Here is a 25,296-nt window from a genome sequence, read left to right as displayed (position 1 = left end):
CCGCGTAGGCGGGAATCCAGTAATAAAAAATACAAGTATACTAAAATCTTAAAATAAAAAGCTCGATTTATCTCGCTTTATGCTGGATTCCCGCCTACGCGGGAATGACATTGGGAGTGGGAATAACGTAACAATAAACAATAATGCTTTAACTAATATATAATTTAAATATGGCCGAAGAGCAAAACAATAACAGTTCTTTATCAGGAGCGGATACACCTGAAGTTCAAAAAGAATTATCAAAAGTTTCAGTGAGTTTTAATAAAAGTATCGCTATCGTAGTTGTAATTTGCGGTATTCTTATATATATTTTTTATTCCCTTTTCTTTGCTCCTAAAAAAGAAGAAATTCAAAATACTAATATACCTAGCAATATTGTTAAACCTGTTGAAGATAATTCAGATAACGTACCTGAAATACCTAAATTACCAGATCCACCAAAGCTTGAGACACCGACACCTCCACCTACCCCTCCGGTAGTGGAAGTACCACCAGTTTTACCTCCAACTACCCCAGTAGAAACGGATAAGTCAAAAACACTTCTAGCTCCGCCTATTTCGTTACCTTCAACAAACGGACCTTTAGTTGAAAGTGATGAGGAAAAGAAGCGTAAACAAGCAAAAAGAACATCATCTATTGTGCTAGTTAGCGGCGTAGAACCTAAGAAAACAGCAGAACAAGTTGCTGCGGATGCAGTATTTAAAGATCGTGGTGACATGTCTTTAATCTTAGGGCGTGGTAAATTAATTGAGGCAGTACTTGAAACAGCCATAAATAGCGATCTTGGTGGTGAAATAAGAGCTATTATTAGTAGAGATGTATATTCTGAGAAAGATAAGATAATATTAATACCAAAAGGATCGAAAGTATTTGGTAAATATGCAACTTCAACTTCATCAGATAGCTATGGCAGAGTTTCTGTAATATGGGATAGAATAGACTTAACTAATGGTTATACTATAGCATTTGATTCGCCCGCAGTCGATAACTTAGGAAGACCAGGGATACAAGGAAGAGTAGATAATAAATATAAGGAGCAGTTTGCTAACTCAGTATTACAGTCTGCTTTCAATATAGGAATTGCTAAAGTTCTTGATAAATTAGTACCTCCGCCTATAAACTCACAAGCTGCTGCTACTAATAGTGCTATTGCTACTCAGTTATTAAATACTACTCAAACAATTTCCCAAAATACTAGTTTGGATCCAAATATAAGAATAGTTACAATTTGTACAAATGTTTTAGCTGCTATTACTGATAAAACATCTACTGCATATACTACAATGACACAAGCCTGTACAACCGCCCAAGATGCTTCTTCGGCAAATACCCCTGAACAAATGCTAGCTACATTAGTACAAGCGGTTAATACAGCTGCTTTAAGCTTGCTTACTAGTACTTCTATAGCATCAAATCCAACTCAGGCACAACAAGCTTCTACGCAAGCTTTTACAGATATTACTAATACTGTACAAAATATGATAACTCAGCAGCAATTTAAACCTACTACAACGATTAATCAAGGTACTCCGATTAAGATATACGTTAATAAGGATTATAAATTCCCTGCTACTGTTTTAACAAAATCAAAGGTAGTAAAATGAGTGATGCATTTGCTGCCTTAGAGACATTTTTATTACCGTTTAAAGAATTATTTGCTGAAGATGGTATTAACGAGATTATGGTTAATAAACCTGGAGAAGCATGGGTTGAGAAAAAAGGCGATATATATTCTAAACAATTACCAGAGCTTGACGCGGAACATTTACTTTCGCTTGGACGTTTAGTTGCTCAATCTACTGAACAAATGATTTCAGAGGAAAAACCTTTACTTTCAGCAACACTTCCAAATGGTTATCGTATTCAAATAGTATTTCCACCTGCTTGTGAAATAGGACAAATCATTTATTCTATAAGAAAGCCAAGCGGTATGAATCTAACTCTAGATGAATATGCTAAAATGGGAGCTTTTGATGAAACTGCAACAGAAAGTTTAGTAGACCAAGATGAAATAATTCTAAACGGATATTTAGCTGAAAAAAAGATAAAAGAATTCATCAAACATGCAGTTATTTCAAAGAAGAATATTATAATTAGCGGCGGTACTTCAACAGGTAAAACTACTTTCACTAATGCAGCACTTACTGAAATACCTCAATTGGAAAGATTAATTACAGTAGAAGATGCTCGTGAAGTTGTATTATCTAGTCACCCTAATAGAGTTCATTTGCTTGCTTCTAAAGGCGGGCAAGGACGAGCAAACGTTACTACTCAAGATCTAATAGAAGCGTGTTTGCGTTTAAGACCTGATAGAATTATAGTTGGTGAGCTTCGAGGTAAAGAAGCTTTTAGTTTCTTGCGAGCTATTAATACTGGTCACCCAGGTTCTATATCTACACTTCACGCTGATAGTCCTGCTATGGCAATTGAACAACTAAAATTGATGGTTATGCAAGCTGATCTTGGTATGCCACCTGAAGAAGTAAAAAAATATATTTTAACAGTTGTAGATATTGTAGTACAATTAAAACGTGGCAGTGGCGGTAAAAGATATGTATCGGAAGTATATTATAAAAAGAATAAAAACGCCGAAGGAATGGTGTAGACTATAGTGTCATCCCGTGGCCCCGCCACGGGATGACAATGTAGAAATGATATAGAAAGACAGGATTACTAAATGGAATGGCATAACATACTCAAAGTCACTAGAAATATATTCGGTCATGCTATAATTTATCCGGTTGTTATTTTTAGTACCTTATGGATAAGTGGTGCATTTGTTGCAATCTTTACCAATGAAATTGGGACTCTTGGAGTAGATGTAACTGCTATAAATATTGCTTACAAATGGGCTTATTGGCTTGTTAGCGTTTGGGGACAATTAAAAATCTCTGATTATAACTATTTAAAATTAAAGCTACTTGCTTCACTTCTTGGTCCTGCTCTTGTCGTTATAATATTTTACATTAAAAACTTTGAGAGAATCAAATCGCTACAATTTTTTGAGCAACCTGAAAAAGTCTATGGTGATGCTAGGTGGGCAAGTCCTGCAGATGTTGAATCGGCTGGTCTTAGAGCTAAAAAAGGTATGCTAATCGGAGTTGATAGTGGTGGTTATTTTGTTGCTGATGGATTCCAACACGCCTTATTATTTGCTCCTACTGGTTCTGGTAAAGGTGTGGGTTTTGTTATACCTAACCTATTATTTTGGTCTGATTCCGTAGTCGTTCATGATATAAAACTTGAAAACCATGGCTTAACGAGCGGTTGGCGTGAGAAACAAGGTCAGAAAGTCTTTGTATGGGAGCCATCTAACCCAGATGGTATTACTCACTGCTATAATCCGATTGACTGGGTTAGTACTAAGCCTGGGCAAATGGTTGATGACGTACAAAAAATTTCAAACCTTATCATGCCTGAAAAGGATTTCTGGAATAATGAAGCACGAAGCTTATTCTTGGGCGTAACCTTATATTTAATAGCCGATCCTGTTAAAACCAAATCCTTTGGTGAAGTAGTGCGTACCATGAGAAGTGACGATGTGGTATATAATCTAGCGGTCGTGCTTGATACTTTAGGCGGGATAATTCACCCTGTTGCATATATGAATATTGCAGCTTTCCTACAAAAAGCCGATAAAGAGCGTTCAGGTGTTATATCAACCATGAACTCATCACTTGAGTTATGGGCAAACCCATTAATTGACTCTGCTACTGCTTCTTCTGACTTTAACGTGCAAGAATTCAAGAAAATAAAAACAACTGTATATGTAGGTCTTACTCCTGACAATATACAACGTTTGCAGAAATTAATGCAGGTATTTTATCAGCAAGCTACAGAGTTTTTAAGTCGAAAAATGCCTGATTTAAAAGAAGAACCTTATGGCGTGATGTTCTTACTTGATGAGTTCCCAACGCTTGGTAAGATGGATACGTTCAAAACAGGTATTGCTTATTTCAGGGGATATAGAGTTCGTTTATTCTTAATTATTCAAGATACACAGCAGCTAAAAGGAACATATGAAGATGCGGGTATGAACTCTTTCTTATCTAACTCAACATATCGTATTACCTTTGCTGCAAATAACTATGAAACCGCAAATTTAATATCACAATTAGTAGGTAATAAAACTGTAGAACAAAGATCATTCAGCAAACCTATATTTTTTGACCTTAATATTTCTACTAGAACACAAAATGTTTCTCAAGTTCAAAGGGCTTTACTTTTACCTCAAGAAGTAATACAGTTACCAAGAGACGAGCAGATTGTTTTAATAGAGTCTTTTCCTCCGATAAAATCTCGTAAGATTAAATATTTTGAGGATAAGTTTTTTACTAGTAGATTATTACCGCCGACTTTTGTACCTACTCAAGTACCTTTTGATCCGCGAGCAAATAATAATGAAACTTCTAATGAGACATAAGAGGCTACTGTTGCTCCAGAAAATAGTGAGTAATATATACCCAAATGATTTGAGTATAATTCTACTCTTACAAGAAAAGAAGTATATACGAAGATGCGTTCAGCTATTATTGATATCGGTTCAAATGCTTTAAGAGCTGTAGTTTATGAAACCGATGAGCTTGGAGCTCCTGAAATTTTTAATTATAAATTCAAAAATTATCTAACTAATCTACTTAATTTAGATAATTTAGACATAAAACATCAAACATATTTATCTTTACAATATCTCACTCATATTTTTACTAAGCTTTCTGTTACTAATATCAGATGCGTCGCAACTGCTATACTCAGGGGACACCCAAAAGCAGAAGAATTTAAAGCAATAATCGAAAAGAAATTCAATATTGAAGTTGAGATTATCTCAGGTGAACATGAAGCTTATTTAACCGCTGCTGGTTTAATTTCAGGAATTAGCGATGCTTCCGGTATTGTAGCTGATCTTGGTGGCGGCAGCTTAGAGCTTGCACAAATTGCGGATAAAAAAGTTGGTAAGTTAAAATCGCTACCGCTTGGCACACGGATTATTGCTAATAATAATTTTGATAATCTTGGGCTTATTACAGAATTAATTGAAAAAGAATTTGGTCTTGAGCATTATCCTAACCTATATTTAATCGGTGGTGCATTACGTTTAATGAGCCGAATATATATGGAGTCTATTAATTACCCTCTTAAAAATTTACATAACTTTGAAATAAGTCGTGTAGAATTTGAGTTATATTTGGAAAAATTATCACAAATCGATAAGTTAAAGCTTAGCTATTATGAACAAAAAGCGATTAATTATAACGCTGTTTTAGTAATAAAGGCGATGATTAAAGTATTTTATCCAGAAAAAATTATCATCTCAAATTATGGCTTAAAAGAAGGGGTGAGATTTGATGCACTACCGGATAATGAAAAAGAAAAAGATATTATTTATGAGCGAGTTAAGAGATTAGTAAAATTTGATAGAAATATATGTAAAATCGATCAATATATTGAAGCTGTAAAATATCTTCTCATTAATCCAGATGATACTACTCTAATAACAGTCGAGCTAGCTATAATGCTTGCTCAGTATAACAAAAATATCGATAAAACACTCAGAGCTAATTTCGTTTCAGAATTTATTCTATCTTCAGATATTCCCTTTAGTCATAGACAACGGCTTATGCTAGGTATCGCACTAACTGTTACTTATACTGCTAAAACTGATATGAATATTAATAAGATAGCTAAAAAAATGATCAGTAAAAGCGATTATTATAACAGCAATATTATCGGTTATTATATAAAAATTGCTAGAGAAATCGATGGTCCAGAATTTCAAGAACCCTCTTTCTCTATCAAGCTAAAAGATGACGAATTTTTACAAATCAATACTTCTATTCTTCCTAAACAAGTCTTCGAAAAAGTCCATGAACGCTTAAAAGATATAAGAAGTGCTAGGAAAAATATCAACCAAAGCTTTAGTGATTAGATCACCTCGGGTGTCATGCCGTGACTTGATCACGGCATCCAGTAAAAATATACAAATAAAAAAAGCTCGATTCCTCTCGCTTTATGTTGGATCTAGTTCCCAAGCCACGGTATGACACTGTTAAACAACTATATTTACATACATTACATAAAATAGTATAATACATAAAGTATGATAATTTTATTAGGATATAGATATGGCACAGATAGTTAAGGCAACAGAAGCTGTTCGTTCATTTTCCGATATTATTAACCGTGTTTATTATAAAGGCGAAAGCTTCGATATTCAAAAAGGTAATAATATCGTGGCACAAATTACACCTGTCGAAAATAAATCTTCTGTGAAAGTAAAAAATTTAGATGAACTTTTTAAAAATGGTCCACATCTCGACCCTGAGGATGCTGAACAATTTATGAAAGATGTTGATGATGTAAGACGTAGTACTAGAATAAACATTGAGGAGTTGTATCGTAAATGGGATTAATTGTTGATACCTCTATAATTATAGCTTTAGAAAGAGGAAAAATTAGTACTAAAGCATGGTCAAATTATGATCAAGCTTATATTAACCCTATTGTGTTAACTGAACTATTAATAGGAATAGATAGAGTTAAAGATGAAAATAAGCGTGGACAATGTTTAACTTTTATAGAATATGTAAAAAGCTTATTTACTCTACTACCTTTCGGTATTGAAGAAGCATATGTATATGCAAAAATTATAGATAATTTATATAAAGAACGCATAACTATTGGTGTTCATGATTTATTAATTGCAGCGACAGCAATAACTCATAATTACCCTATTCTTACCCTAAATACAAAAGACTTTAAAAGAATTCCTGGACTAGAAGTATTAACAGTTTCGCTTAAAGATTAAAATGTTTCAAAACACTAAATTATCATTTTTCCTTGCTAATTTTGAGCTGATATTTGACTTTAGCACGCAAAACCAATTAATAGCGGTAGCATTTTTACTAATTACCGCTATTGCAAATTTATATGCGATTTCTCAAAATAGAAAACTTGAAAGTTTAATCGGTAGTTTATATTGCCTTTCATCTCTCATCTGCTTATTTTCAGGCGATTTTATCTCTATGATAATTTCGTTAGAATTTATGACAATTTTTGCCTGCATAATTATTTTTATAGGAAGTCGTAGTGTAAAACATACTAGGCAATATTTCCTAACCCACTTATTTAGTAGCGGGTTGATTCTAATTGGAATGAGCTTATTAATTAACGAAACAGCGAATACAGCTTTCATTCCGTTGACAACAGCGATATATAATTCTGAATTACCGGCAATATTAATACTTGCGGGCTGCCTAATAAACGCTTCAATTATTTTCTTCAATGGATGGGTAGTTAATTGTTATCCTAAAGCTTCAAGTAGCGGTATGATTTACCTACTTAGCTTCACTACTAAAATTGCATTAATCACAATATTTAAGTTATTTAGCGGTCTTGAAATACTTAAATTTTTTGGTCTTGCTATGATCATTTATGGTTTAATATTTGCTTTAATAGAAAAAAACCTTAGAAGACTAATATGCTACCTCACCGTTTCACAGCTTGGTTTTATTTTAGCAGCTATAGGAGTAAATTCTCCTAGAATATTATATCTTATTCCGATTTTTATATTTATGCATATATTATATAACGGGGTATTTGCTTTATATTTTGCTATTATAGAAGATTCAAACGATATTAAAAATTATCAAAACCTTAAAACTGCCAAATACAATCCTATTTTATTAATTGGATTTATACTTACCATATTAATATATAGCTCCATACTTCCAATTAATTCTTCTTATATAAAATTAGAACTAGCAAATGCTTTAAACGAAAACTACATTATGATTTTCTTTAAAATAGTAACCTGCACTATATTATTTAGCTTGGTTTTTGAGGGGGTGTTAGCATTATTGCAAGTGAGTAATAAAGAGGTAACACGTCATTGCGAGCGACTACAAGGAGCGTGGCAATCTCATTTTATTATCCTGAGATTGCTTCGTCAAAACTTACAGTTTTTCCTCGCAATGACGCCAGTTTATTTATTATACCTCTCTTCTTGCCTTATAACCTTAGCAATATGTGCATTTTATCCTGTTCAAATTTCTGGTGTAAGTAATAGCTTATCAATTATCTTAATTGCACTATTCTTAGCTTTGCTACTCCGCTTATCACCACGTATTTTAACAAAAAATATTAACCTTGATTTATACCGCTATATACAAAAAATTATTTACTTCTGTATCACCAAATATAAAGAAGCAAAAAGTGATGAAATAGAGGAAGATGAATATTTCAATTTTAAAGCTTTCTGGCAAGATACTTTAAGTAAAATATCTACTTGGCATTAATGGTCAAACTGCTATATTTATTATAGTATTGATGTTAATTAGCTTGATTTTAGTACTCAATGTCATTCCCGCGTAGGCGGGAATCCAGCATAAAGCGAGATAAATCGAGCTTTTAATTTAAGAAATTTAACGCATTTAAAATTTTTAGTGACTGGATTCCCGCCTACGCGGGAATGACATCAAAGCTCCAACCCTATAACACTTATAAAAATATGAAACCACCAATTGCCGACAAACAAAACTACAATAATGACGATTATCACTGGCTGCGTGATCCCAAATGGCCAGATGTACAAGATGATAAAATCCTAGATTATTTAAAAGCTGAAAATAAATATACCGAGCATTTTTTTACTGATTTACAAGATGATAAGGAAAAGATTTTTGAAGAATTAAAAGGACGCATTAAGCTAGATGATACATCCGCATACACTAAGAAAAAGGATTATTACTATTACCATCGAGTAGAAGCAGATAAAAACTATCCGATATATTGCCGAAAATATAAAAATATAAATGCTCCTGAAGAAATAATATTAGACGTTAATCTTTTAAATACTGGCTTTACTGATGTTGATGAAGTTGCAATGTCACCTGATCAAAATTTAATGGCTTATAGTGTTAATTTCATAGGTAATGAAAAATATGACATCAAAATATATGATCTCAAAGAACAAAAATATTTAGCTGATATAGTCAAAGAAGTAGCTCCTACTATAATTTGGCATGAGAAATTAAATGGCTTTTTCTATATTACTATCAATGAGAATCAACGCTGGGATAAATTAATGTTTCATCGTTTAGGCGAGGATGCAATAAACGATAAACTCATATTTGAAGTAAAGAACTCGGCTCATTTTGTTAGCGGTGAGAAATCTAGTAGCCGCAAATATTTATTTATTAATTCAGGTGATTACAATGGAAATAAAATTTATACAATTTCTATGCATGATGAGAGTTTTATGCCAAAATTGGTACGACCTTTAGAGAGTCATATATTTTATGATGTAGCTCATCATGGGGATTATTTTTATATCAAAACTAATTATAAAGCTAAAAACTTCCGTATAGTCAAAGTTCCAGTAGATAACTTCCAAAATGATGATTGGTATAATGATTATATTAAGGAAGAGCAAGATAAATATTTGAAAGATTTTGATATAACAGAGAATTATCTTATTTTAAATTATCGTGATAATGGCTTACCGCTCGTCAAAATAAAAAGATTTAGTGACTCTTTAGAGAAAGTCGTTTCCTTTCCTGACGAAAGCTTCCAAGCAAAGGGCTATTCTACTAATTTCGATGAAGACGATATACGCTTAAACTACTCTTCTCTTGCAAGACCGAACACCACTTACAGCTATGATTTTGATAGCGATAAGCTAACAATATTAAAAGAGCAGGAAATACCATCTGGCTTTAATCCTGATGAGTATAAAGTAGAGCGAATATTTGCAGATAATGAGGGTGTTAAAGTTCCTATCACTCTCTTTTATAAAAAATCTTTATTCAAAAAAGATGGCTCAAATCCTTTATTTTTAATGGGTTATGGAGCTTATGGTATCGCAATACCGGTTAATTTTAGAAATATGGCAATAACACTTAGCGATCGTGGTTTTGTTTACGCAGTTGCTCATATTAGAGGTGGCGATGATCTTGGGCATGATTGGTATAAGGCTGCTAAATTCTTAAATAAAAAAAGAACTTTTGAAGATTTTATAGCTTGCTCAGAAACTTTAATTCAAGAAAAATATACAAGTGCGAATAATATAGTAATAATGGGTGGTAGTGCTGGCGGTATGTTAATCGGCTATGTTCTTAATGAGAAACCAGAACTCTATAAAGTAGCCGTCGCTCACGTGCCTTTTGTCGACGTCCTTAATACTATGCTTGATGAAACTCTGCCGCTAACTCTTTTAGAATATAATGAATGGGGTAACCCAAAGGAAAAAGAATATTTTGACTATATCAAATCTTATTCGCCTTATGATAACGTTAAAGCACAAAACTACCCTGCTATATTTGTTACTTGCGGTATATCAGACCCACGTGTAGGATATTGGGAACCAGCAAAATGGGTAACAAAATTACGTGAGTACAAAACTGATAATAACCTCTTATTGTTAAAAACAAATATGGATACGGGGCATAAAGGTTCTGCTGGTCGTTTCGACTATCTTAAAGAAACAGCTGAAGAGTTAGTATTTATTTTTAAGATGTTTAATGTAGGGGTTTAGTGATGTTTATATCATTCCTGCGTAAGGCTTACCAGCGTGGATCGGAAAACGTCTTATATGTCATTCCCGCGTAGGCGGGAATCCAGCATAAAGCGAGATAAATCGAGCTTTTAATTTTAAAAACTTGCTGCTTTTATGTTTATTTTTCTGGATTCCCGCCGTTGCTAAGAATGACATAGAATAATAACTTTCCGATACTATAGAATAAATCACGGGATGACAATTGGACAACTCATCCACACGGGCAAGCCTCACGCAGGAATGACATATAAGGTGCTTATTCGATCCACACCACCACCATGGCATGACACTATATAAGGTTAAACATGTTTGACGATAAACTTAGTAAAGATTTGTTACTATCTGCTAGAGCTAATAATAATTTAGCTCTAATAAGAATATTACAAGGTACAACCATTGCAATTAATTCGAATCTACAAGATGAGACTAGGAAAACTGCCTTACATTGGGCAGTAATAAATTTAAATCCTCTTATAACTTGCTATATACTTAAAATCGAAAAAGTAAATGTTAATATTCAAGACAATACTGGCTTTACTGTTCTACATTATCTTGCTAAAACAATAAATAAACTTAAATTTACCACTATCAATGGTTCTTTTTATAAAAGCAACATAGCATTTTAAAAACTTTGTTTGAATATGGTATTGATGTTAATATCCAAGATAATAAAGGTAATACTGCTTTACATTATGCAATATGTAAAAATAATTTCTTTTTTATAGAAGAATTATTATCTAATAATGCTAGTCCTTTTATTTTAAATAAAGCAGGTTTTTCTATCTTATATAAATTAAATACAAAAAATTATAATTTTAAAGATGAAATTATAGAATCTTTATATTCTAAATACCCTAAATCGATTGAATTCGGACTAGTTGATAACAAAATTATTATTTATGATATACATAAATTACTTTATAATTTACCTTATTTTATGTATGAACATAATATTTTGATACTAGGAAATGATGCATAAAAACTATTTTGAACAAATAAAAAGACTACCACTTACTTTAATCCTACTCATTAGCCTAATTTGTTCTATTGGGTTTATTGTTCTTTATTCTGCTGCAAATAGCAATCTGCAACCTTGGGCACTTAAACAAATTGTGAATTTTTGTATATTCATGCCTATAGCTATAATCATTGCTTTAATTGATTTACGGATTATCTTTAGATTATCTTATATTTTCTATTTCTGTGTACTCGCTTTATTAGTTGCCGTAGAGCTTTTTGGCTCAACAGCAATGGGCGGAAAAAGATGGATAGATATTGGGATAGTAAAGCTGCAACCTTCCGAGCCGATAAAAATTGCCATAGTATTAATGTTAGCCCGATATTTTCACTCACTAACAGTGGATGATCTTAGTAAACTTCATAAAGTAATTATACCAATTATAGGAGTATTAGTTCCAGCTTTTTTAATAATTAGAGAGCCGGATCTTGGTACAGGCATGATTACCTTAATTGTCTCCAGCATTATATTTTTTGCAGTAGGTTTTAGAATAAAATATTTTATAATACTCGGAGTTACAGCTCTTGTTAGCTTACCTATCGCTTGGAATATGTTGTATGATTATCAGAAAAAACGGGTAATGGTATTTTTAGATCCGGAGCGTGATCCGCTAGGTGCTAGCTATAATATTATACAATCTAAAATCGCTATAGGCTCAGGAGGATTCTTTGGTCTTGGGTTAAATCAAGGTAGTCAAAGTCATTTAGATTTCTTGCCTGAACATCAAACCGATTTTATTTTTGCCACTTTTGCCGAAGAGTTCGGCTTTTTAGGCGGTATGTTTTTACTTGTGTTATATTTCTCACTTATAACTCTTTCCTTATTAATTGGCGTCAATTGCCGCACTGTTTTTAGCAAATTAATGGTCATAGGTATAACTGCCACACTATTTAGTCATGTATTTATCAATATGGCTATGGTTATGGGATTAGTACCTGTAGTAGGAGTACCACTACCATTTATTTCTTATGGCGGTACAATGATGGCATCAATGTTGATGGGCTTTGGGCTTGTTATGAACGCTCAAGTAAATGGGCATACTAACTTAACGAATATATGAGAGTTTGGTTTGACTATTATAACGAGCATGTTATAATAGTCATGACCAAATTAACATGCTCGTTATAATGGTCACGAATATTATTTTTTCACAACCACTTTTTCTTCTTAAAATATTTATAGGTAACGGCTATAGATATGACCATTAAAAACAAGGCTATAGGGTAGCCATAACGCGATTGAAGCTCAGGCATCATAGTAAAATTCATGCCGTAAATACTGGCTATTAAAGTAGGCGGCAAGAAAAATATAGTCACTAATGAGAAAAGTTTAACCATATTATTTTGCTCAATAGCAATCATACCAAGTGCTGCATCTAAGGTTCTTGCGATCTCGCTAGATATAAATTGTGAAAAATTAATTATTGAATCCACATCACGAAGCAAAGTATCTAATAAATCTTTGGATGCTTTATTTTGACTTATTTGCGGGGATTTTAAAATATACTGAATAACCATAGTAAGCGAAAATAAACATTCACGACTTTTTGAGAGTAAATCCCCTTTCTGCCCTATTTTCTTCAATATTCTTTTATGACCTATTCGTAAATCATTTAAATTATTATCAAGTATCAAACGCCCATAATCATCAATATCCATACTAACAGATTGCACAACATTTGATAAGCCTGTTACCATATTACGAAGTAACATAAAAAACATATGCTCTGCTGTATATTTATAATTCAACTGTTTAGCAAATTTATTAATACAATCATTGAAAGAGGTTAACTCTACATAACGAACAGTTATTAAATAAGATTTATGCAAAATAAATACTATAGAATGCGTTTCTGGAAACTTTTTCTCTTTATTAATAAGTTCGGCACCGTCAAGTTAAGGGAGGTATAAATTAAGTATTGAGCAATTACAGGGAATGATTTATAGAATAGCAGTAACAATTTATCCTAGATTTTACCGCTATGCATATTACTCAAGCCCCGAATAGACATCGTTTTCCAGCAAGCATTATTAGCCATACAGTATGGTTATATCATCGCTTTAATAATAGTTACCGAGATGTTCAAGAGCAGATGGCTTATCGAGGTATTATATTAAGTCATGAGACTGTAAGGTTTTGGTGTTATAAGTTTGTAGTTTATTTTCAAGATGTTATTAGTAAGAGAGAGCGAAAGCCAACTGATAAATGGCATTTGGATGAGATGAATATCAAGATCAAAGGTGAAGTATTCATATTATGGAGAGCTGTTGACTCTGAGGGACATGAATTAGAAGTATTACTGCAGAAGCGTCGTAACAAGAAATCAGCTATTCGCTTTTTATCAAGATTATTGGGTAATTATCCATGTCCAAGGGTTATTGTGACTGATAAGCTAAAAAGCTACATTAAACCAGTTAGGTATATGTGTCCTAGGACTAAGCATCGTACCGATAAAAGACTAAATAATCGGATTGAGAATGCCCATCAGCCAACTAGGAGAAAAGAGAAGATACTGATTAAATTTAAGCATCCTAATTCAGCACAATGTACATTATCACTGATGGGAAAAGTCAGAAATATATTTGCTGTAAATGTTGGAAGATATACTAAAACAGCATCTGAGCAAAGAATTGCATTTGCGTCCGCTAAATCCATTTGGGATGAAGCTACTCAAAGACTTCTTGCTGTCTGAAATCTAAAAATATAGTACTTTGTGACACTAATTTACTTAACTTGACGGTGCCGACCAAACATATATATGATAATTAAAGAAAAAATTGATATAAAAGTGTAAGGTATAACTAACTGATGTTTAGTGATTCTTCGCGGGGTTTTACTACGCTCTAAATCCCTTACAATATTTGTTATAAACGGCTTATTGTATTTCTGCTCTAAATTAGTATTGCACTCGGCAACATTCGTAGTGATTTTTTCAATAAATGGTATAGATGCAACAAGAGCCGCAAATAAAGAAATATAGTAATTATTTATCTCGTCACGTCTATCTTCTACATGCTGTTTATTAGCAATCGCTATTTCGTATAATTTCGTATCAGTTATAAAATCTGACATAATTTACAGCCCTATTTAAATATTACATATGTGCTATAATATGCGATTCTTCTTGACCGGTAAGTGGCACTTCTTGAGGTAAATGATCAATATAATCTAATAATTTATTTGTTCCTTCTTCTACTAATTTGAAATTATTATGATATTCTTTATTTGAAGATTGCTCAAACTTTTTAACCAATCTATTTATATCAACTACCTTTTTGACAGCCTCAGCTGGGTTATAACCTTTATCCTTTTCTAATTTCAGAAGATAATTATTCCATAAATGATGAATTAATATTGGCTTTATATTTATCCACTCTTCGTACATCCCCGTCGGTAGCTACTACATTATCCTTAACCTCTATCACCTTATTTGATAGAATAAGTAATGCTTTACAGGGAACATTTTTTGCTTATCTCGTTTGTAGGTATTAGCTCATAATTAAGCTTCATTCTTTTATCTTTAAGCTCACTAATCTTTTTATAATATTCTTTTAGCTCATTTGGTTGAATTTTTTCTATATCTTGCTTTAGTTCTTCCGGCGAAAAAAGTTCTTGAAATTTAGCAAGCCATTCGCCAAAAGCTGTGGACTCTAATGACTCAAATTTTTGTTGCAGTTTCATCTAAACCTCCGTTATAAAATAGTTAAAAACTTACACTCCACTACATCCATAATTATATTGCCCTAATAAATATGCTTCTATTTCTTGAATGTTTTCTTTTATTTGACTGTAATGTCCTGAGTATGTAAGTATTTCAATTAGCTGATTTTTATCACTAATATTTTTAAAAAACTCAATATTTTTTTCTTCCTGTGCAAAATAATCTTTAAATTCTCTATGGTCCTTAGGAAGCTTTATTAAAAAGTCTACAAATGCTTTACTTAACCTCATACTTAACTCCCTATTTACTTGATGTTTTGTTGTATATAATAAAAAGTTGTCATTGCGAGAAGAAACTGAAAGTTTCGACGAAGCAATCTCAGGAAGTTTCACAAGATTGCAGCAAAGCTTTGTTCGTCGCAAGGCGTTGTTGCGTGGATCATTTTCCCCTGTCATCCCGTGATTTATGAACTAGAGCCAGCTAAAAAATACTAATAAAATTAGTATTTTTTATTATTTTCTGGATGCCGTGGTCAAGCCACGGCATGACACCGAGGGCGTTTTCCGATCTACGCAACAAAGCCTCTTCGCAATGACGGAAAAAATCCACGCAAGCAAGCCTCACGTGGGAATGACATTGATGACAATTCTTGACCTATACAACAATACCATTTACTTATGATGCATTCATTATATAATTAAGCTGAAAATAATCAAACTATATTTTCTACTAATAGTTAATAATCATATAAAAGTTTACTTAAGGTATTAAAATAATTTGACTATTTCAGAAAAAATTCATAACATTTATTAATAAACTCAATCTTAACAATAATATAAAATATGAAAACAGCCTTTATCTTTCCAGGTCAAGGGTCGCAAACCATTGGCATGGGCCAGGATTTTTACGATAATTTTGAATCCGCAAAAGAAACTTTTCAAATAATCGATGAAGCACTAAACCGAAAACTTACCGATATAATTTTTAACTCTACTTCGGAAGAGCTAACATTAACTACCAATGCACAGCCGGCATTAATGGCTGTGTCCATGGCAATAATTAATGCTATCAAAGCTGAGACCAACAAAAATGTAGCTCAGCTATGCGATTATGTTGCTGGTCACTCTTTAGGTGAGTACTCTGCTTTATGTGCTGTCGAAAGCATCAGCGTTGAAACAGCCGCAAAATTATTGCATACACGTAGCAGCTCTATGCAGGAAGCCTGCCCTCCAAATATCGGAGCTATGGCTGCTTGTATCGCTATATCTATCGAAAAGCTTGAGAAAATAGTTAAAGAAAGCAAATGCGAAATAGCAAATGATAATATCGAAGGACAGATTGTAATTAGCGGTAAAGTGGAAGCTGTTGATCACGCTATCAATCTTGTTAAAGAAGCAGGCTATAAAGCAATAAAGCTAAAAGTTAGTGCTCCATTTCACTGTAGTTTAATGAAGCCAGCAGAAGAAAAAATGCGAATAGCACTTGATAATAGCGTAATTAACAAACCGCTAATACCAGTAATTCAAAATTATACTGCAAAGCCTGTGTTAGATCCTCTAGAAATTAAGCAAAATCTGGTGTTACAAATATGCGGGCGAGTTAGATGGCGTGAGACTTTAGAGCTATTTAACACGCTAAATATCACCCATATAGTAGAAATAGGAACAGGAAATGTGCTAACAAATATGCTTAGAAAAATCAACTATCCATTTAAATTGAGTAATATAAGTAACGTAGAAGAGATGAAACTATTTCTACAAGCTTATGAAACTGCGAATTAGGTTTTTTGCTAATTTATATAATTTTTTAATAGAAGATTATCCTCTGCAACCGAATAAAGAAAATATAATAAAATTATCAAAATCTTTATTTAAGAATTCAGCAGAGGTTAATTTCCTATTAAAAAATATTCATATTTTAGATTTGCCTGATCTAAAATTAAGTAGAGTACAAGCCATAAAAGAGATATTAAAATTATATCTTTTAAAGTCTGATATACTAAATATTAGTATACCGAAATTTGAATATCAAATAAAACAGGATGATTTTCATGGAAAAGATCTAATACTCATAGAAAAAGTTTTGCAGCCCCCAATTAAAGAATGTGAAACTCATTATTTTTTATTTAAAGATTATAGCCTTCCAGAGTCAAACACTCTTATAGATAAAGGGCGTAATTTACTACTTTTTAATGTCCCCCTTCGGGGATCAAAAATCCCTCGCCTTTAGGCGAAGGGAAGATATAATGAAATTGCTTTAGCAATGAATTTATATCAAGAAATATGAGAAGTTATAGAAAGAATAGTCATAGTCAGTATGATTTAAAAGTGCATCTTATATGGATACCAAAATATAGGAAGAGAATATTGATAGGCAAAGTATCGGAAAGGACTAGAGATTTACTGAGGCAGATTTGTATGGAACATGAAGTACATATAATTTCAGGGAAAATATCATGTGATCACGTACATATGTTTATCTCATATAAGCCGCAAATATCTCTTAGCAAGTTAGTACAGTATTTAAAAGGCATTAGCTCAAGAATTTTATTGCAAGAATTTACTCATTTGTGGGCTAGGGGCTATATGGCAGTCAGTTCAGGTAATATAACTGATGAAATGATACAGCACTATTTGTATATTGCTAGTACATTTTATGATGAAGAGGATCTAAAAATTTTATTGGATACAGAATATTTGTAGCAATAATCATCATTTAACAAAATCATTAATTACTTGTTCTAATCCTCTTACCCTAGAAACATGTACCAATAATATTAAAAAATTAATATATACATATAAACCTACTGAACCACTTAAAACATTAATTCGTGTAGTCCCTAATTATAAACAACTTTTAATTTTATATAAAGATTTGTTTGATAATAAAGATAAAGTTCCTAAAAATTCTGCCATTCTTGGAGCAAAAAAATATGCCGTTATAAAGAAAGCTGATATTTTTCCTATATTTAAAAATATATATGACAACCCATCTGTATATGTTTTAGAAAGGCTTAAGGAAAAAACGCCACCTCCAATAAAAGTAGCAACAATAGTCGTAACAATCGTAGAAGTAGAAAAATTTCTACTTCCAACTGCATATTCTTTTATAGTCTTAATTCCTCGGCTATAATACATTCCTACAATTAAGTTGATTGCTAAGAATGAGATAAAAATAACCATATCCCAATTAATCTAGTATTAATTTATTGTTTTTAAAAATATAATTAAAAATTAAAGGCTAATTGTATTTTATTGTAAAATACGTAATATCTTAAAAAAATTCTAAAATATTAACTTGATAACTAAACAACCCTCAGCTATAAGCTGAGGGGTTATAAAGTGGAATCGATTAGAAATCGATCATCATTCACAGGTTCACCACTAACTTGCTAAGAGATATTTGCGGCTTATATGAGATAAACATATGTACGTGATCACATGATATTTTCCCTGAAATTATATGTACTTCATGTTCCATACAAATCTGCCTCAGTAAATCTCTAGTCCTTTCCGATACTTTGCCTATCAATATTCTCTTCCTATATTTTGGTATCCATATAAGATGCACTTTTAAATCATACTGACTATGACTATTCTTTCTATAACTTCTCATTTCTTGATATAAATTCATTGCTAAAGCAATTTCATTATATCTTCCCTTCGCCTAAAGGCGAGGGATTTTTGATCCCCGAAGGGGGACATTAATAGTTGATAATGTATTTATTATTTTGTAAATAATAGGTATTTTATGTTTTCAAAAAATGATACTGAAACAAATCAAGTTTCAAATTACCTAGACAATATTTTAAATTCAACCTCACCTATTACACCAAAAATTTTATTTGATGCACTTGATAATTGCGAAATAAACGAACAAGATAAATTAAAGCTTCTTTTTGATAAAGCTTTTAAGCAAGGCATAAATATTGATATTAAGGAAGAAACGGCACCGTCAAGTTAAGGGAGGTATAAATTAAGTATTGAGCAATTACAGGGAATGATTTATAGAATAGCAGTAACAATTTATCCTAGATTTTACCGCTATGCATATTACTCAAGCCCCGAATAGACATCGTTTTCCAGCAAGCATTATTAGCCATACAGTATGGTTATATCATCGCTTTAATAATAGTTACCGAGATGTTCAAGAGCAGATGGCTTATCGAGGTATTATATTAAGTCATGAGACTGTAAGGTTTTGGTGTTATAAGTTTGTAGTTTATTTTCAAGATGTTATTAGTAAGAGAGAGCGAAAGCCAACTGATAAATGGCATTTGGATGAGATGAATATCAAGATCAAAGGTGAAGTATTCATATTATGGAGAGCTGTTGACTCTGAGGGACATGAATTAGAAGTATTACTGCAGAAGCGTCGTAACAAGAAATCAGCTATTCGCTTTTTATCAAGATTATTGGGTAATTATCCATGTCCAAGGGTTATTGTGACTGATAAGCTAAAAAGCTACATTAAACCAGTTAGGTATATGTGTCCTAGGACTAAGCATCGTACCGATAAAAGACTAAATAATCGGATTGAGAATGCCCATCAGCCAACTAGGAGAAAAGAGAAGATACTGATTAAATTTAAGCATCCTAATTCAGCACAATGTACATTATCACTGATGGGAAAAGTCAGAAATATATTTGCTGTAAATGTTGGAAGATATACTAAAACAGCATCTGAGCAAAGAATTGCATTTGCGTCCGCTAAATCCATTTGGGATGAAGCTACTCAAAGACTTCTTGCTGTCTGAAATCTAAAAATATAGTACTTTGTGACACTAATTTACTTAACTTGACGGTGCCGTTTAAATTAAGAATTAAATTACTTCACCACTTCAATCAACTTTCTAACGCCGTCTACTGACTTATCAAATAAAGCTTGCTCATCGGTAGTTAGTTGCAGCTCGATTACTTTTTCTACGCCATTTTTGCCTATAATAATTGGCACACCAGCATATAAATCTTTTACGCCATATTCGCCTTGCAAGTAAGCAGCACAGGTTAGAATTTGTCGTTTATCTTGTAAATAAGATTCAAGCATTTCTACAGCAGAAGCAGCAGGGGCATAATAAGCTGATCCTGTTTTAAGTAGTGCCACGATTTCGCCACCGCCATTTCTAGTGCGATCAATTATTTTTTCGATACGTTCGTTAGTTGATAACCCCATTTTTACTAAGTCAGGTATAGGTACGCCTTTCACAGTAGAATATCTAGCAAGCGGTACCATAGCATCACCGTGACCGCCAAGAACTATGCTACTAACGCTATTAGTTGATACTTTAAATTCTTCGGCAAGAAAAAGGTTAAATCTTGAGGAATCAAGTACGCCCGCCATACCAATGACTTTATTATGTGGCAAGCCGCTTTCTTTCAGCATCACGTAAACCATGACATCTAGCGGGTTGGTAATTACTATTACAAAAGCATTAGGAGCATATTTTTTAACATTTTCTGCAACGCTTTTCATAATACCAGTATTGACGCTAATTAAATCGTCTCTACTCATGCCAGGTTTTCTAGGCAAACCGGCAGTGATAATTATTGCATCTGACCCTTCAATATCTTTGTAGTCATTTGTGCCTTTAATTTTGATATCAGAACCTGCTAAGGTATTTGCTTGCATTATATCTAGAGCTTTGCCTTGTGGAATCCCTTGAGCCACATCAAATAATACTATATCACCTAAGTTTTTAAGACTGATTAAATGAGCAAGCGTTCCACCTATATTACCGCTTCCTATTAATGAGATTTTTGGATTTTTTTTCATTATGTCCTCATACGTTTGAATATACGTATCTAATATATTATAAATATGTTCAAGAAAAAAGGTTTTTTAAAAGAGATAATAGTAATTTTATCTATCTTTATATTAGATCCTGAATTTAAGTTAGCTAGGTTCTGGTGAGGTTATAATTTAGAATCAATTTGAGAAAGATGTAAATGCTTCCTAATATTTATTATATCAGTTTTGGTTTCTATTTTTTGAGTTAGCCCTTTTCCTGCTTTAATATCTTTAATAGATTGTAGAATTTCTGCACTGATATCTCTTTTTATTTTCATAAGGCACCGTCAAGTTAAGGGAGGTATAAATTAAGTATTGAGCAATTACAGGGAATGATTTATAGAATAGCAGTAACAATTTATCCTAGATTTTACCGCTATGCATATTACTCAAGCCCCGAATAGACATCGTTTTCCAGCAAGCATTATTAGCCATACAGTATGGTTATATCGGCACCGTCAAGTTAAGTAAATTAGTGTCACAAAGTACTATATTTTTAGATTTCAGACAGCAAGAAGTCTTTGAGTAGCTTCATCCCAAATGGATTTAGCGGACGCAAATGCAATTCTTTGCTCAGATGCTGTTTTAGTATATCTTCCAACATTTACAGCAAATATATTTCTGACTTTTCCCATCAGTGATAATGTACATTGTGCTGAATTAGGATGCTTAAATTTAATCAGTATCTTCTCTTTTCTCCTAGTTGGCTGATGGGCATTCTCAATCCGATTATTTAGTCTTTTATCGGTACGATGCTTAGTCCTAGGACACATATACCTAACTGGTTTAATGTAGCTTTTTAGCTTATCAGTCACAATAACCCTTGGACATGGATAATTACCCAATAATCTTGATAAAAAGCGAATAGCTGATTTCTTGTTACGACGCTTCTGCAGTAATACTTCTAATTCATGTCCCTCAGAGTCAACAGCTCTCCATAATATGAATACTTCACCTTTGATCTTGATATTCATCTCATCCAAATGCCATTTATCAGTTGGCTTTCGCTCTCTCTTACTAATAACATCTTGAAAATAAACTACAAACTTATAACACCAAAACCTTACAGTCTCATGACTTAATATAATACCTCGATAAGCCATCTGCTCTTGAACATCTCGGTAACTATTATTAAAGCGATGATATAACCATACTGTATGGCTAATAATGCTTGCTGGAAAACGATGTCTATTCGGGGCTTGAGTAATATGCATAGCGGTAAAATCTAGGATAAATTGTTACTGCTATTCTATAAATCATTCCCTGTAATTGCTCAATACTTAATTTATACCTCCCTTAACTTGACGGTGCCTCGTCTATTAACGGAAACATTTGATGAAGTTTAATATTTTCCCTACTTAATACTTCTTTTACCATATCACATATAATAATTAATTAGTTCAACTTGGAAAAGAGCTATGAGCCTATAAGCCGAGGAGTGGCAGCAGTTACTTAATATGTGAGCATCCGACGATTTACAAAGATGATAACGTCAATTTTTCAAGTAGAGCAAATAATACTTTAAGTATTTATATATTAAACCTAAAATGTACTATATCCCCATCCTGCATTTTGTATTCTTTACCCTCTAGTCGCATTTTTCCTACTTCTTTGGCTTTTGCTTCGCTACCGAGATTTATATAATCTGCGTAACCTATTACTTCCGCTCTAATAAAACCTTTTTCAAAGTCGGTATGAATAATACCCGCAGCACCAGGTGCAAGGATGCCGTCTTTAAAAGTCCAGCTATGTGCTTCTTTCGGACCAATCGTAAAAAAGCTTTTCAGATTTAAGAGATTATACCCTTCTTTAATTACTTGACTTAAGCCTGTTTCTTCAAGGTCAATGCTATTTAGGAATTCTTTCTTCTCTTCCTCATCTTCAAGCAAAGCAATATCTGCTTCTATTTTTGAGGAAATAATAACGCTTTTAGCTTCTTCTTTTTTTGCTTGTTCTGCTACTAATTTTGTAAACTCGTTACCGCTCGCTGCGTCTTTCTCAAGCACATTACACACATACAGAACAGGCTTAGAGGTAAGCAGCTGTAACTGCTTTAGATTATCAGTTCCAAAAGTTTTATTTAGCACTCTTGCAGGCTTACCATCGGCTAACACTTTATAAACTTCTTTTAATAATTCTATCTGCTCTGCTAAAGTCTTATCGCCTGATTTCAAACGTTTTTCGCTTGTAGCGAGTCGCTTTTCCACCGATTCTATATCGGCAAGTATTAACTCCACCTCAATTATTTCAAGGTCATGAATCGGATCAACCTTATTATGTACGTGCGTTACATCTTCATCCTCAAAACAACGTAACACATGCAATATTGCGTCTACTTCTCTAATATTTGACAAGAACTTATTACCAAGCCCCTCCCCTTTACTTGCACCTTTAACAAGACCTGCAATATCGACAAATTCGATATAAGATGGGATAATTTTTTTACTTCCTACAAGTGCGGCAAGCTTGTGTAAACGCTCATCTGGTACTGAAACAACGGCACTATTTGGTTCAATCGTACAAAACGGATAATTAGCAGCTTCAGCTGCCACGCTTGCAGTCAAGGCATTAAATAACGTTGATTTACCAACATTTGGCAAACCCACAATTCCTAATTTTAATGTCATAAATCTTTCCTTAAATGATATGAAACTGAATCTTTCTCATAGCCGCATCTTGTGAATTCAAGTTTATATCCTAATTTTTCATAAAATGGTTTCGCTTGAAAGTCCATAGTCGATAGATGTATAAAAGTACAACCACGTTCACGTGCTAGATTTTCAGCTTTTTCTATTAATAAACTTCCGTAATTTTGATTTCTATGATTTTCATCCACAAATAATGAAGTAATGTACAGACTACCCCACAAACTCACACCACCGATCCCTGCAATAAAATTTTTATCTTGATCTAACAAAGAAAATGAAAAGGATTATAAATCTCCTATTAAGCCTTTTTTCTCTCGTGCATCTTTATTAAAAGCATCCCAAATTATAGCTGAATATGCTTTATCCATTTCTTCGGCATATATAATTTCAAAATCTTGGGTCATAATTTTTTTTATTTGTTTTAGCTAATATATCATTCCGCATAAGCTAGGTGTTACTGTATGGATCAAAAAATACGTACGATGTCATTCCCGCGGAGGCGGGAATCCAGCTAACTATACTGTCACCCCGTGACTTGATTACGGGGTCTTTTATCACAGCCTATGTCCTGAGATACCGCGGTCGAGCTAGCTAGTATGACGTAGGGACTTTATGCTGGATTCCCGCCTACGCGGGAATGACATAAGAGCCATGCAACAATGCCAGTTTTTCCTCGCAATGACGATTTTGTGTCCATGCGAGCAATGCCGGCTTGTCCACGTGATAAAACCTAAACCATTTTACTCTTAAACTCTTCTAATTTATTTTCTAATATCAAATCAAAGTTATCGGTTATTTTATCTATAGCCTGCTCTGCTAGTACATATTCAGATTTAGGAAAGTTATTTAGCACATAATCAGCTACATCCTGACTGTGTTGCGGTCTACCAACACCAATTCTAATACGGTTATAATTATTTCCTATAATTCCATCAATGGACTTTAAACCGTTATGTCCACCATTTCCACCACCAGTTTTAAACTTTATTTTACCCAATTCTAAATCAATATCATCATGAATAACAAAGATTTTTTCAAGAGGAATATTATAATATGTTTTTACTGCTATCACCGACTTACCCGATAAATTCATGTAAGTAGTAGGTTTTATAAATATTAGCTTCTGCCCACTATTAGTACTTTCAGCAATTTCGCAATGAAATTTTTTCTTTACACTAAATGATGCATCACATTGTTTTGCTATATTTTCTAAAGCAATAAAACCAATATTATGCCTTGTATGCTCATACTCCTTACCTGGATTACCAAGACCAATAATAAGCATCATAATATTATACTCGTTTTATTTGAAAAATTTTAAAGATATATATGATTTGAAATAGAATGAGGATGTGCGTATTTTGTTCTTGTGCGAATCTTACTCCTATGTGGTCATTTCCGCTTAAGGCTTGCCCCGCATGGGTCAGTTTTTCCGTCTGAGCTAAAGAAATTACGAAGTAATTGACGAAGCAAGGAAGTGTAAAAAATGCTAACTTATAGCATTTTTTATTATTTTTTCTGGATTGCCACGCTCATTTCATTCGCTCGCAATGACGACTTAGTATCCAAGCAACAACACTTCACAAGGATGACATTAAGAGCTATGCAATAAAAGCGATTTGCTAACTAA

Annotated in this window: 27 protein-coding genes and 3 pseudogenes; 16 read left to right on the top strand and 14 right to left on the bottom strand. The window is 33.0% G+C overall.

The genetic code is table 11. The features are described from left to right. The first annotated feature begins 170 nt into the window (after nucleotides 1-170). The 10 genes and pseudogenes from BA173_RS06490 (at nucleotide 171) to rodA (ending at nucleotide 12,630) form a co-directional block, all read left to right on the top strand. Nucleotides 171-1,604 (top strand): TrbI/VirB10 family protein, encoded by a 1,434-nt coding sequence (locus BA173_RS06490; protein WP_068041226.1) that lies wholly within the window; start codon nucleotides 171-173, stop codon nucleotides 1,602-1,604. Continuing rightward, nucleotides 1,601-2,605 carry a P-type DNA transfer ATPase VirB11 gene (virB11, locus tag BA173_RS06485; RefSeq protein WP_012151688.1) on the top strand — a complete coding sequence of 335 codons (1,005 nt, stop codon included), beginning with the start codon at nucleotides 1,601-1,603 and terminating at the stop codon, nucleotides 2,603-2,605. Before BA173_RS06490 ends, virB11 begins: the two co-directional genes overlap by 4 nt. Nucleotides 2,606-2,677: 72 nt before the next feature. After that, nucleotides 2,678-4,423, top strand: coding sequence for a type IV secretory system conjugative DNA transfer family protein (locus tag BA173_RS06480; RefSeq protein WP_016948039.1), 1,746 nt, complete (start codon nucleotides 2,678-2,680; stop codon nucleotides 4,421-4,423). 93 nt (nucleotides 4,424-4,516) lie between these two features. After that, nucleotides 4,517-5,926: a Ppx/GppA phosphatase family protein gene (locus BA173_RS06475; RefSeq protein ID WP_016948038.1), complete on the top strand. Its 1,410-nt coding sequence runs from the start codon at nucleotides 4,517-4,519 to the stop codon at nucleotides 5,924-5,926. Nucleotides 5,927-6,122: 196 nt separating this feature from the next. Further along, nucleotides 6,123-6,410 carry a type II toxin-antitoxin system antitoxin VapB gene (gene vapB, locus BA173_RS06465; RefSeq protein ID WP_011477679.1) on the top strand — a complete coding sequence of 96 codons (288 nt, stop codon included), beginning with the start codon at nucleotides 6,123-6,125 and terminating at the stop codon, nucleotides 6,408-6,410. Further along, complete coding sequence (gene vapC, locus BA173_RS06460) at nucleotides 6,401-6,805, top strand: ribonuclease VapC (RefSeq protein ID WP_016948037.1); 405 nt, start codon at nucleotides 6,401-6,403, stop codon at nucleotides 6,803-6,805. The genes vapB and vapC overlap by 10 nt, the downstream gene beginning before the upstream one ends. 1 nt (nucleotide 6,806) lies before the next feature. Further along, nucleotides 6,807-8,370: pseudogene (locus tag BA173_RS06455) on the top strand (proton-conducting transporter membrane subunit). Nucleotides 8,371-8,506: 136 nt separating this feature from the next. Next, a complete protein-coding gene (locus tag BA173_RS06450; protein ID WP_016948035.1) occupies nucleotides 8,507-10,531 on the top strand; it encodes a S9 family peptidase in 2,025 nt (674 codons plus the stop codon). Nucleotides 10,532-10,857: 326 nt separating this feature from the next. After that, a pseudogene (locus tag BA173_RS06445) lies at nucleotides 10,858-11,531 on the top strand (ankyrin repeat domain-containing protein). Beyond that, nucleotides 11,524-12,630: a rod shape-determining protein RodA gene (gene rodA, locus BA173_RS06440; RefSeq protein WP_016948032.1), complete on the top strand. Its 1,107-nt coding sequence runs from the start codon at nucleotides 11,524-11,526 to the stop codon at nucleotides 12,628-12,630. Before BA173_RS06445 ends, rodA begins: the two are co-directional and overlap by 8 nt. Nucleotides 12,631-12,718: 88 nt before the next feature. On the opposite strand, the pseudogene BA173_RS06435 reads toward rodA, so the two are convergent. Together BA173_RS06435 and BA173_RS08855 are read right to left on the bottom strand one after the other, a co-directional pair. Continuing rightward, nucleotides 12,719-13,453: pseudogene (locus tag BA173_RS06435) on the bottom strand (CorA family divalent cation transporter); the annotation flags it as partial. Beyond that, entirely contained in the window at nucleotides 13,408-13,530 is a 123-nt protein-coding gene (locus BA173_RS08855) for a hypothetical protein (protein WP_257789546.1), read from the bottom strand. The gene BA173_RS08855 and the pseudogene BA173_RS06435, both read right to left, overlap by 46 nt. Nucleotides 13,531-13,551: 21 nt before the next feature. Between BA173_RS08855 and BA173_RS06430 the strand changes: the two genes are divergently transcribed. Continuing rightward, the gene (locus BA173_RS06430; protein WP_095568243.1) at nucleotides 13,552-14,262 is read left to right on the top strand and encodes an IS6 family transposase; all 711 of its coding nucleotides are present in this window, start codon (nucleotides 13,552-13,554) and stop codon (nucleotides 14,260-14,262) included. Between the two features lie 32 nt (nucleotides 14,263-14,294). Here the strand turns inward: BA173_RS06430 and BA173_RS06425 are convergent, their stop codons facing one another. The 4 genes from BA173_RS06425 to BA173_RS08020 all read right to left on the bottom strand — a co-directional run bounded on the left by BA173_RS06425 (nucleotide 14,295) and on the right by BA173_RS08020 (nucleotide 15,686). Continuing rightward, entirely contained in the window at nucleotides 14,295-14,642 is a 348-nt protein-coding gene (locus BA173_RS06425; RefSeq protein ID WP_016948031.1) for a hypothetical protein, read from the bottom strand. 22 nt (nucleotides 14,643-14,664) lie between these two features. Beyond that, nucleotides 14,665-14,955: a hypothetical protein gene (locus BA173_RS08625; RefSeq protein WP_016948030.1), complete on the bottom strand. Its 291-nt coding sequence runs from the start codon at nucleotides 14,953-14,955 to the stop codon at nucleotides 14,665-14,667. Between the two features lie 65 nt (nucleotides 14,956-15,020). Beyond that, nucleotides 15,021-15,251 (bottom strand): hypothetical protein, encoded by a 231-nt coding sequence (locus BA173_RS08620; RefSeq protein ID WP_016948029.1) that lies wholly within the window; start codon nucleotides 15,249-15,251, stop codon nucleotides 15,021-15,023. A gap of 30 nt (nucleotides 15,252-15,281) precedes the next feature. Further along, a complete protein-coding gene (locus tag BA173_RS08020; protein WP_143548574.1) occupies nucleotides 15,282-15,686 on the bottom strand; it encodes a hypothetical protein in 405 nt (134 codons plus the stop codon). Between the two features lie 387 nt (nucleotides 15,687-16,073). Here BA173_RS08020 and fabD point away from each other — a divergent pair, with 387 nt between their 5' ends. The 3 genes from fabD to tnpA (BA173_RS06400) are packed head-to-tail and all read left to right on the top strand — an operon-like array spanning nucleotide 16,074 to nucleotide 17,933. Then, the gene (fabD, locus tag BA173_RS06410; protein ID WP_016947828.1) at nucleotides 16,074-17,012 is read left to right on the top strand and encodes an ACP S-malonyltransferase; all 939 of its coding nucleotides are present in this window, start codon (nucleotides 16,074-16,076) and stop codon (nucleotides 17,010-17,012) included. Continuing rightward, on the top strand, nucleotides 16,996-17,460 hold the full coding sequence (locus BA173_RS06405) for a hypothetical protein (RefSeq protein WP_068041610.1): 465 nt from the start codon (nucleotides 16,996-16,998) through the stop codon (nucleotides 17,458-17,460). The genes fabD and BA173_RS06405 overlap by 17 nt, the downstream gene beginning before the upstream one ends. Nucleotides 17,461-17,513: 53 nt before the next feature. Next, nucleotides 17,514-17,933, top strand: coding sequence for an IS200/IS605 family transposase (gene tnpA, locus BA173_RS06400; protein ID WP_157738099.1), 420 nt, complete (start codon nucleotides 17,514-17,516; stop codon nucleotides 17,931-17,933). Between the two features lie 141 nt (nucleotides 17,934-18,074). On the opposite strand, the gene BA173_RS06395 is transcribed toward tnpA (BA173_RS06400), so the two are convergent. Together BA173_RS06395 and tnpA (BA173_RS06390) are read right to left on the bottom strand one after the other, a co-directional pair. After that, nucleotides 18,075-18,413, bottom strand: a complete 339-nt coding sequence (locus BA173_RS06395) for a hypothetical protein (RefSeq protein ID WP_068945249.1) — start codon at nucleotides 18,411-18,413, stop codon at nucleotides 18,075-18,077. A 187-nt stretch (nucleotides 18,414-18,600) separates the two neighbouring features. After that, on the bottom strand, nucleotides 18,601-18,846 hold the full coding sequence (tnpA, locus tag BA173_RS06390; protein ID WP_232505910.1) for an IS200/IS605 family transposase: 246 nt from the start codon (nucleotides 18,844-18,846) through the stop codon (nucleotides 18,601-18,603). Between the two features lie 135 nt (nucleotides 18,847-18,981). Between tnpA (BA173_RS06390) and BA173_RS06385 the strand changes: the two genes are divergently transcribed. Beyond that, nucleotides 18,982-19,194 carry a hypothetical protein gene (locus BA173_RS06385; RefSeq protein ID WP_095568328.1) on the top strand — a complete coding sequence of 71 codons (213 nt, stop codon included), beginning with the start codon at nucleotides 18,982-18,984 and terminating at the stop codon, nucleotides 19,192-19,194. A gap of 82 nt (nucleotides 19,195-19,276) precedes the next feature. After that, the gene (locus tag BA173_RS06380; RefSeq protein ID WP_095568243.1) at nucleotides 19,277-19,987 is read left to right on the top strand and encodes an IS6 family transposase; all 711 of its coding nucleotides are present in this window, start codon (nucleotides 19,277-19,279) and stop codon (nucleotides 19,985-19,987) included. A 71-nt stretch (nucleotides 19,988-20,058) separates the two neighbouring features. On the opposite strand, the gene mdh is transcribed toward BA173_RS06380, so the two are convergent. The 6 genes from mdh to pth form a co-directional block, all read right to left on the bottom strand. After that, complete coding sequence (mdh, locus tag BA173_RS06375; RefSeq protein WP_016948025.1) at nucleotides 20,059-21,003, bottom strand: malate dehydrogenase; 945 nt, start codon at nucleotides 21,001-21,003, stop codon at nucleotides 20,059-20,061. 246 nt (nucleotides 21,004-21,249) lie between these two features. Continuing rightward, entirely contained in the window at nucleotides 21,250-21,375 is a 126-nt protein-coding gene (locus BA173_RS08850) for a hypothetical protein (protein ID WP_257789545.1), read from the bottom strand. A 146-nt stretch (nucleotides 21,376-21,521) separates the two neighbouring features. Next, complete coding sequence (locus BA173_RS06365; protein ID WP_095568243.1) at nucleotides 21,522-22,232, bottom strand: IS6 family transposase; 711 nt, start codon at nucleotides 22,230-22,232, stop codon at nucleotides 21,522-21,524. 315 nt (nucleotides 22,233-22,547) lie between these two features. Then, entirely contained in the window at nucleotides 22,548-23,645 is a 1,098-nt protein-coding gene (ychF, locus tag BA173_RS06360) for a redox-regulated ATPase YchF (protein WP_068041333.1), read from the bottom strand. Next, the gene (locus BA173_RS08615) at nucleotides 23,642-23,935 is read right to left on the bottom strand and encodes a GNAT family N-acetyltransferase (protein ID WP_232505918.1); all 294 of its coding nucleotides are present in this window, start codon (nucleotides 23,933-23,935) and stop codon (nucleotides 23,642-23,644) included. The genes ychF and BA173_RS08615 overlap by 4 nt, the downstream gene beginning before the upstream one ends. 461 nt (nucleotides 23,936-24,396) lie before the next feature. After that, entirely contained in the window at nucleotides 24,397-24,954 is a 558-nt protein-coding gene (gene pth, locus BA173_RS06350) for an aminoacyl-tRNA hydrolase (protein ID WP_068041325.1), read from the bottom strand. Nucleotides 24,955-25,296: the final 342 nt, after the last annotated feature.

Origin of the sequence: Rickettsia sp. MEAM1 (Bemisia tabaci) (assembly GCF_002285905.1) — a bacterium.
GTDB lineage: Bacteria > Pseudomonadota > Alphaproteobacteria > Rickettsiales > Rickettsiaceae > Rickettsia.
Note: the sequence above shows the minus strand (reverse complement) of the source record. Positions and strands in the feature narration are given on the sequence as shown.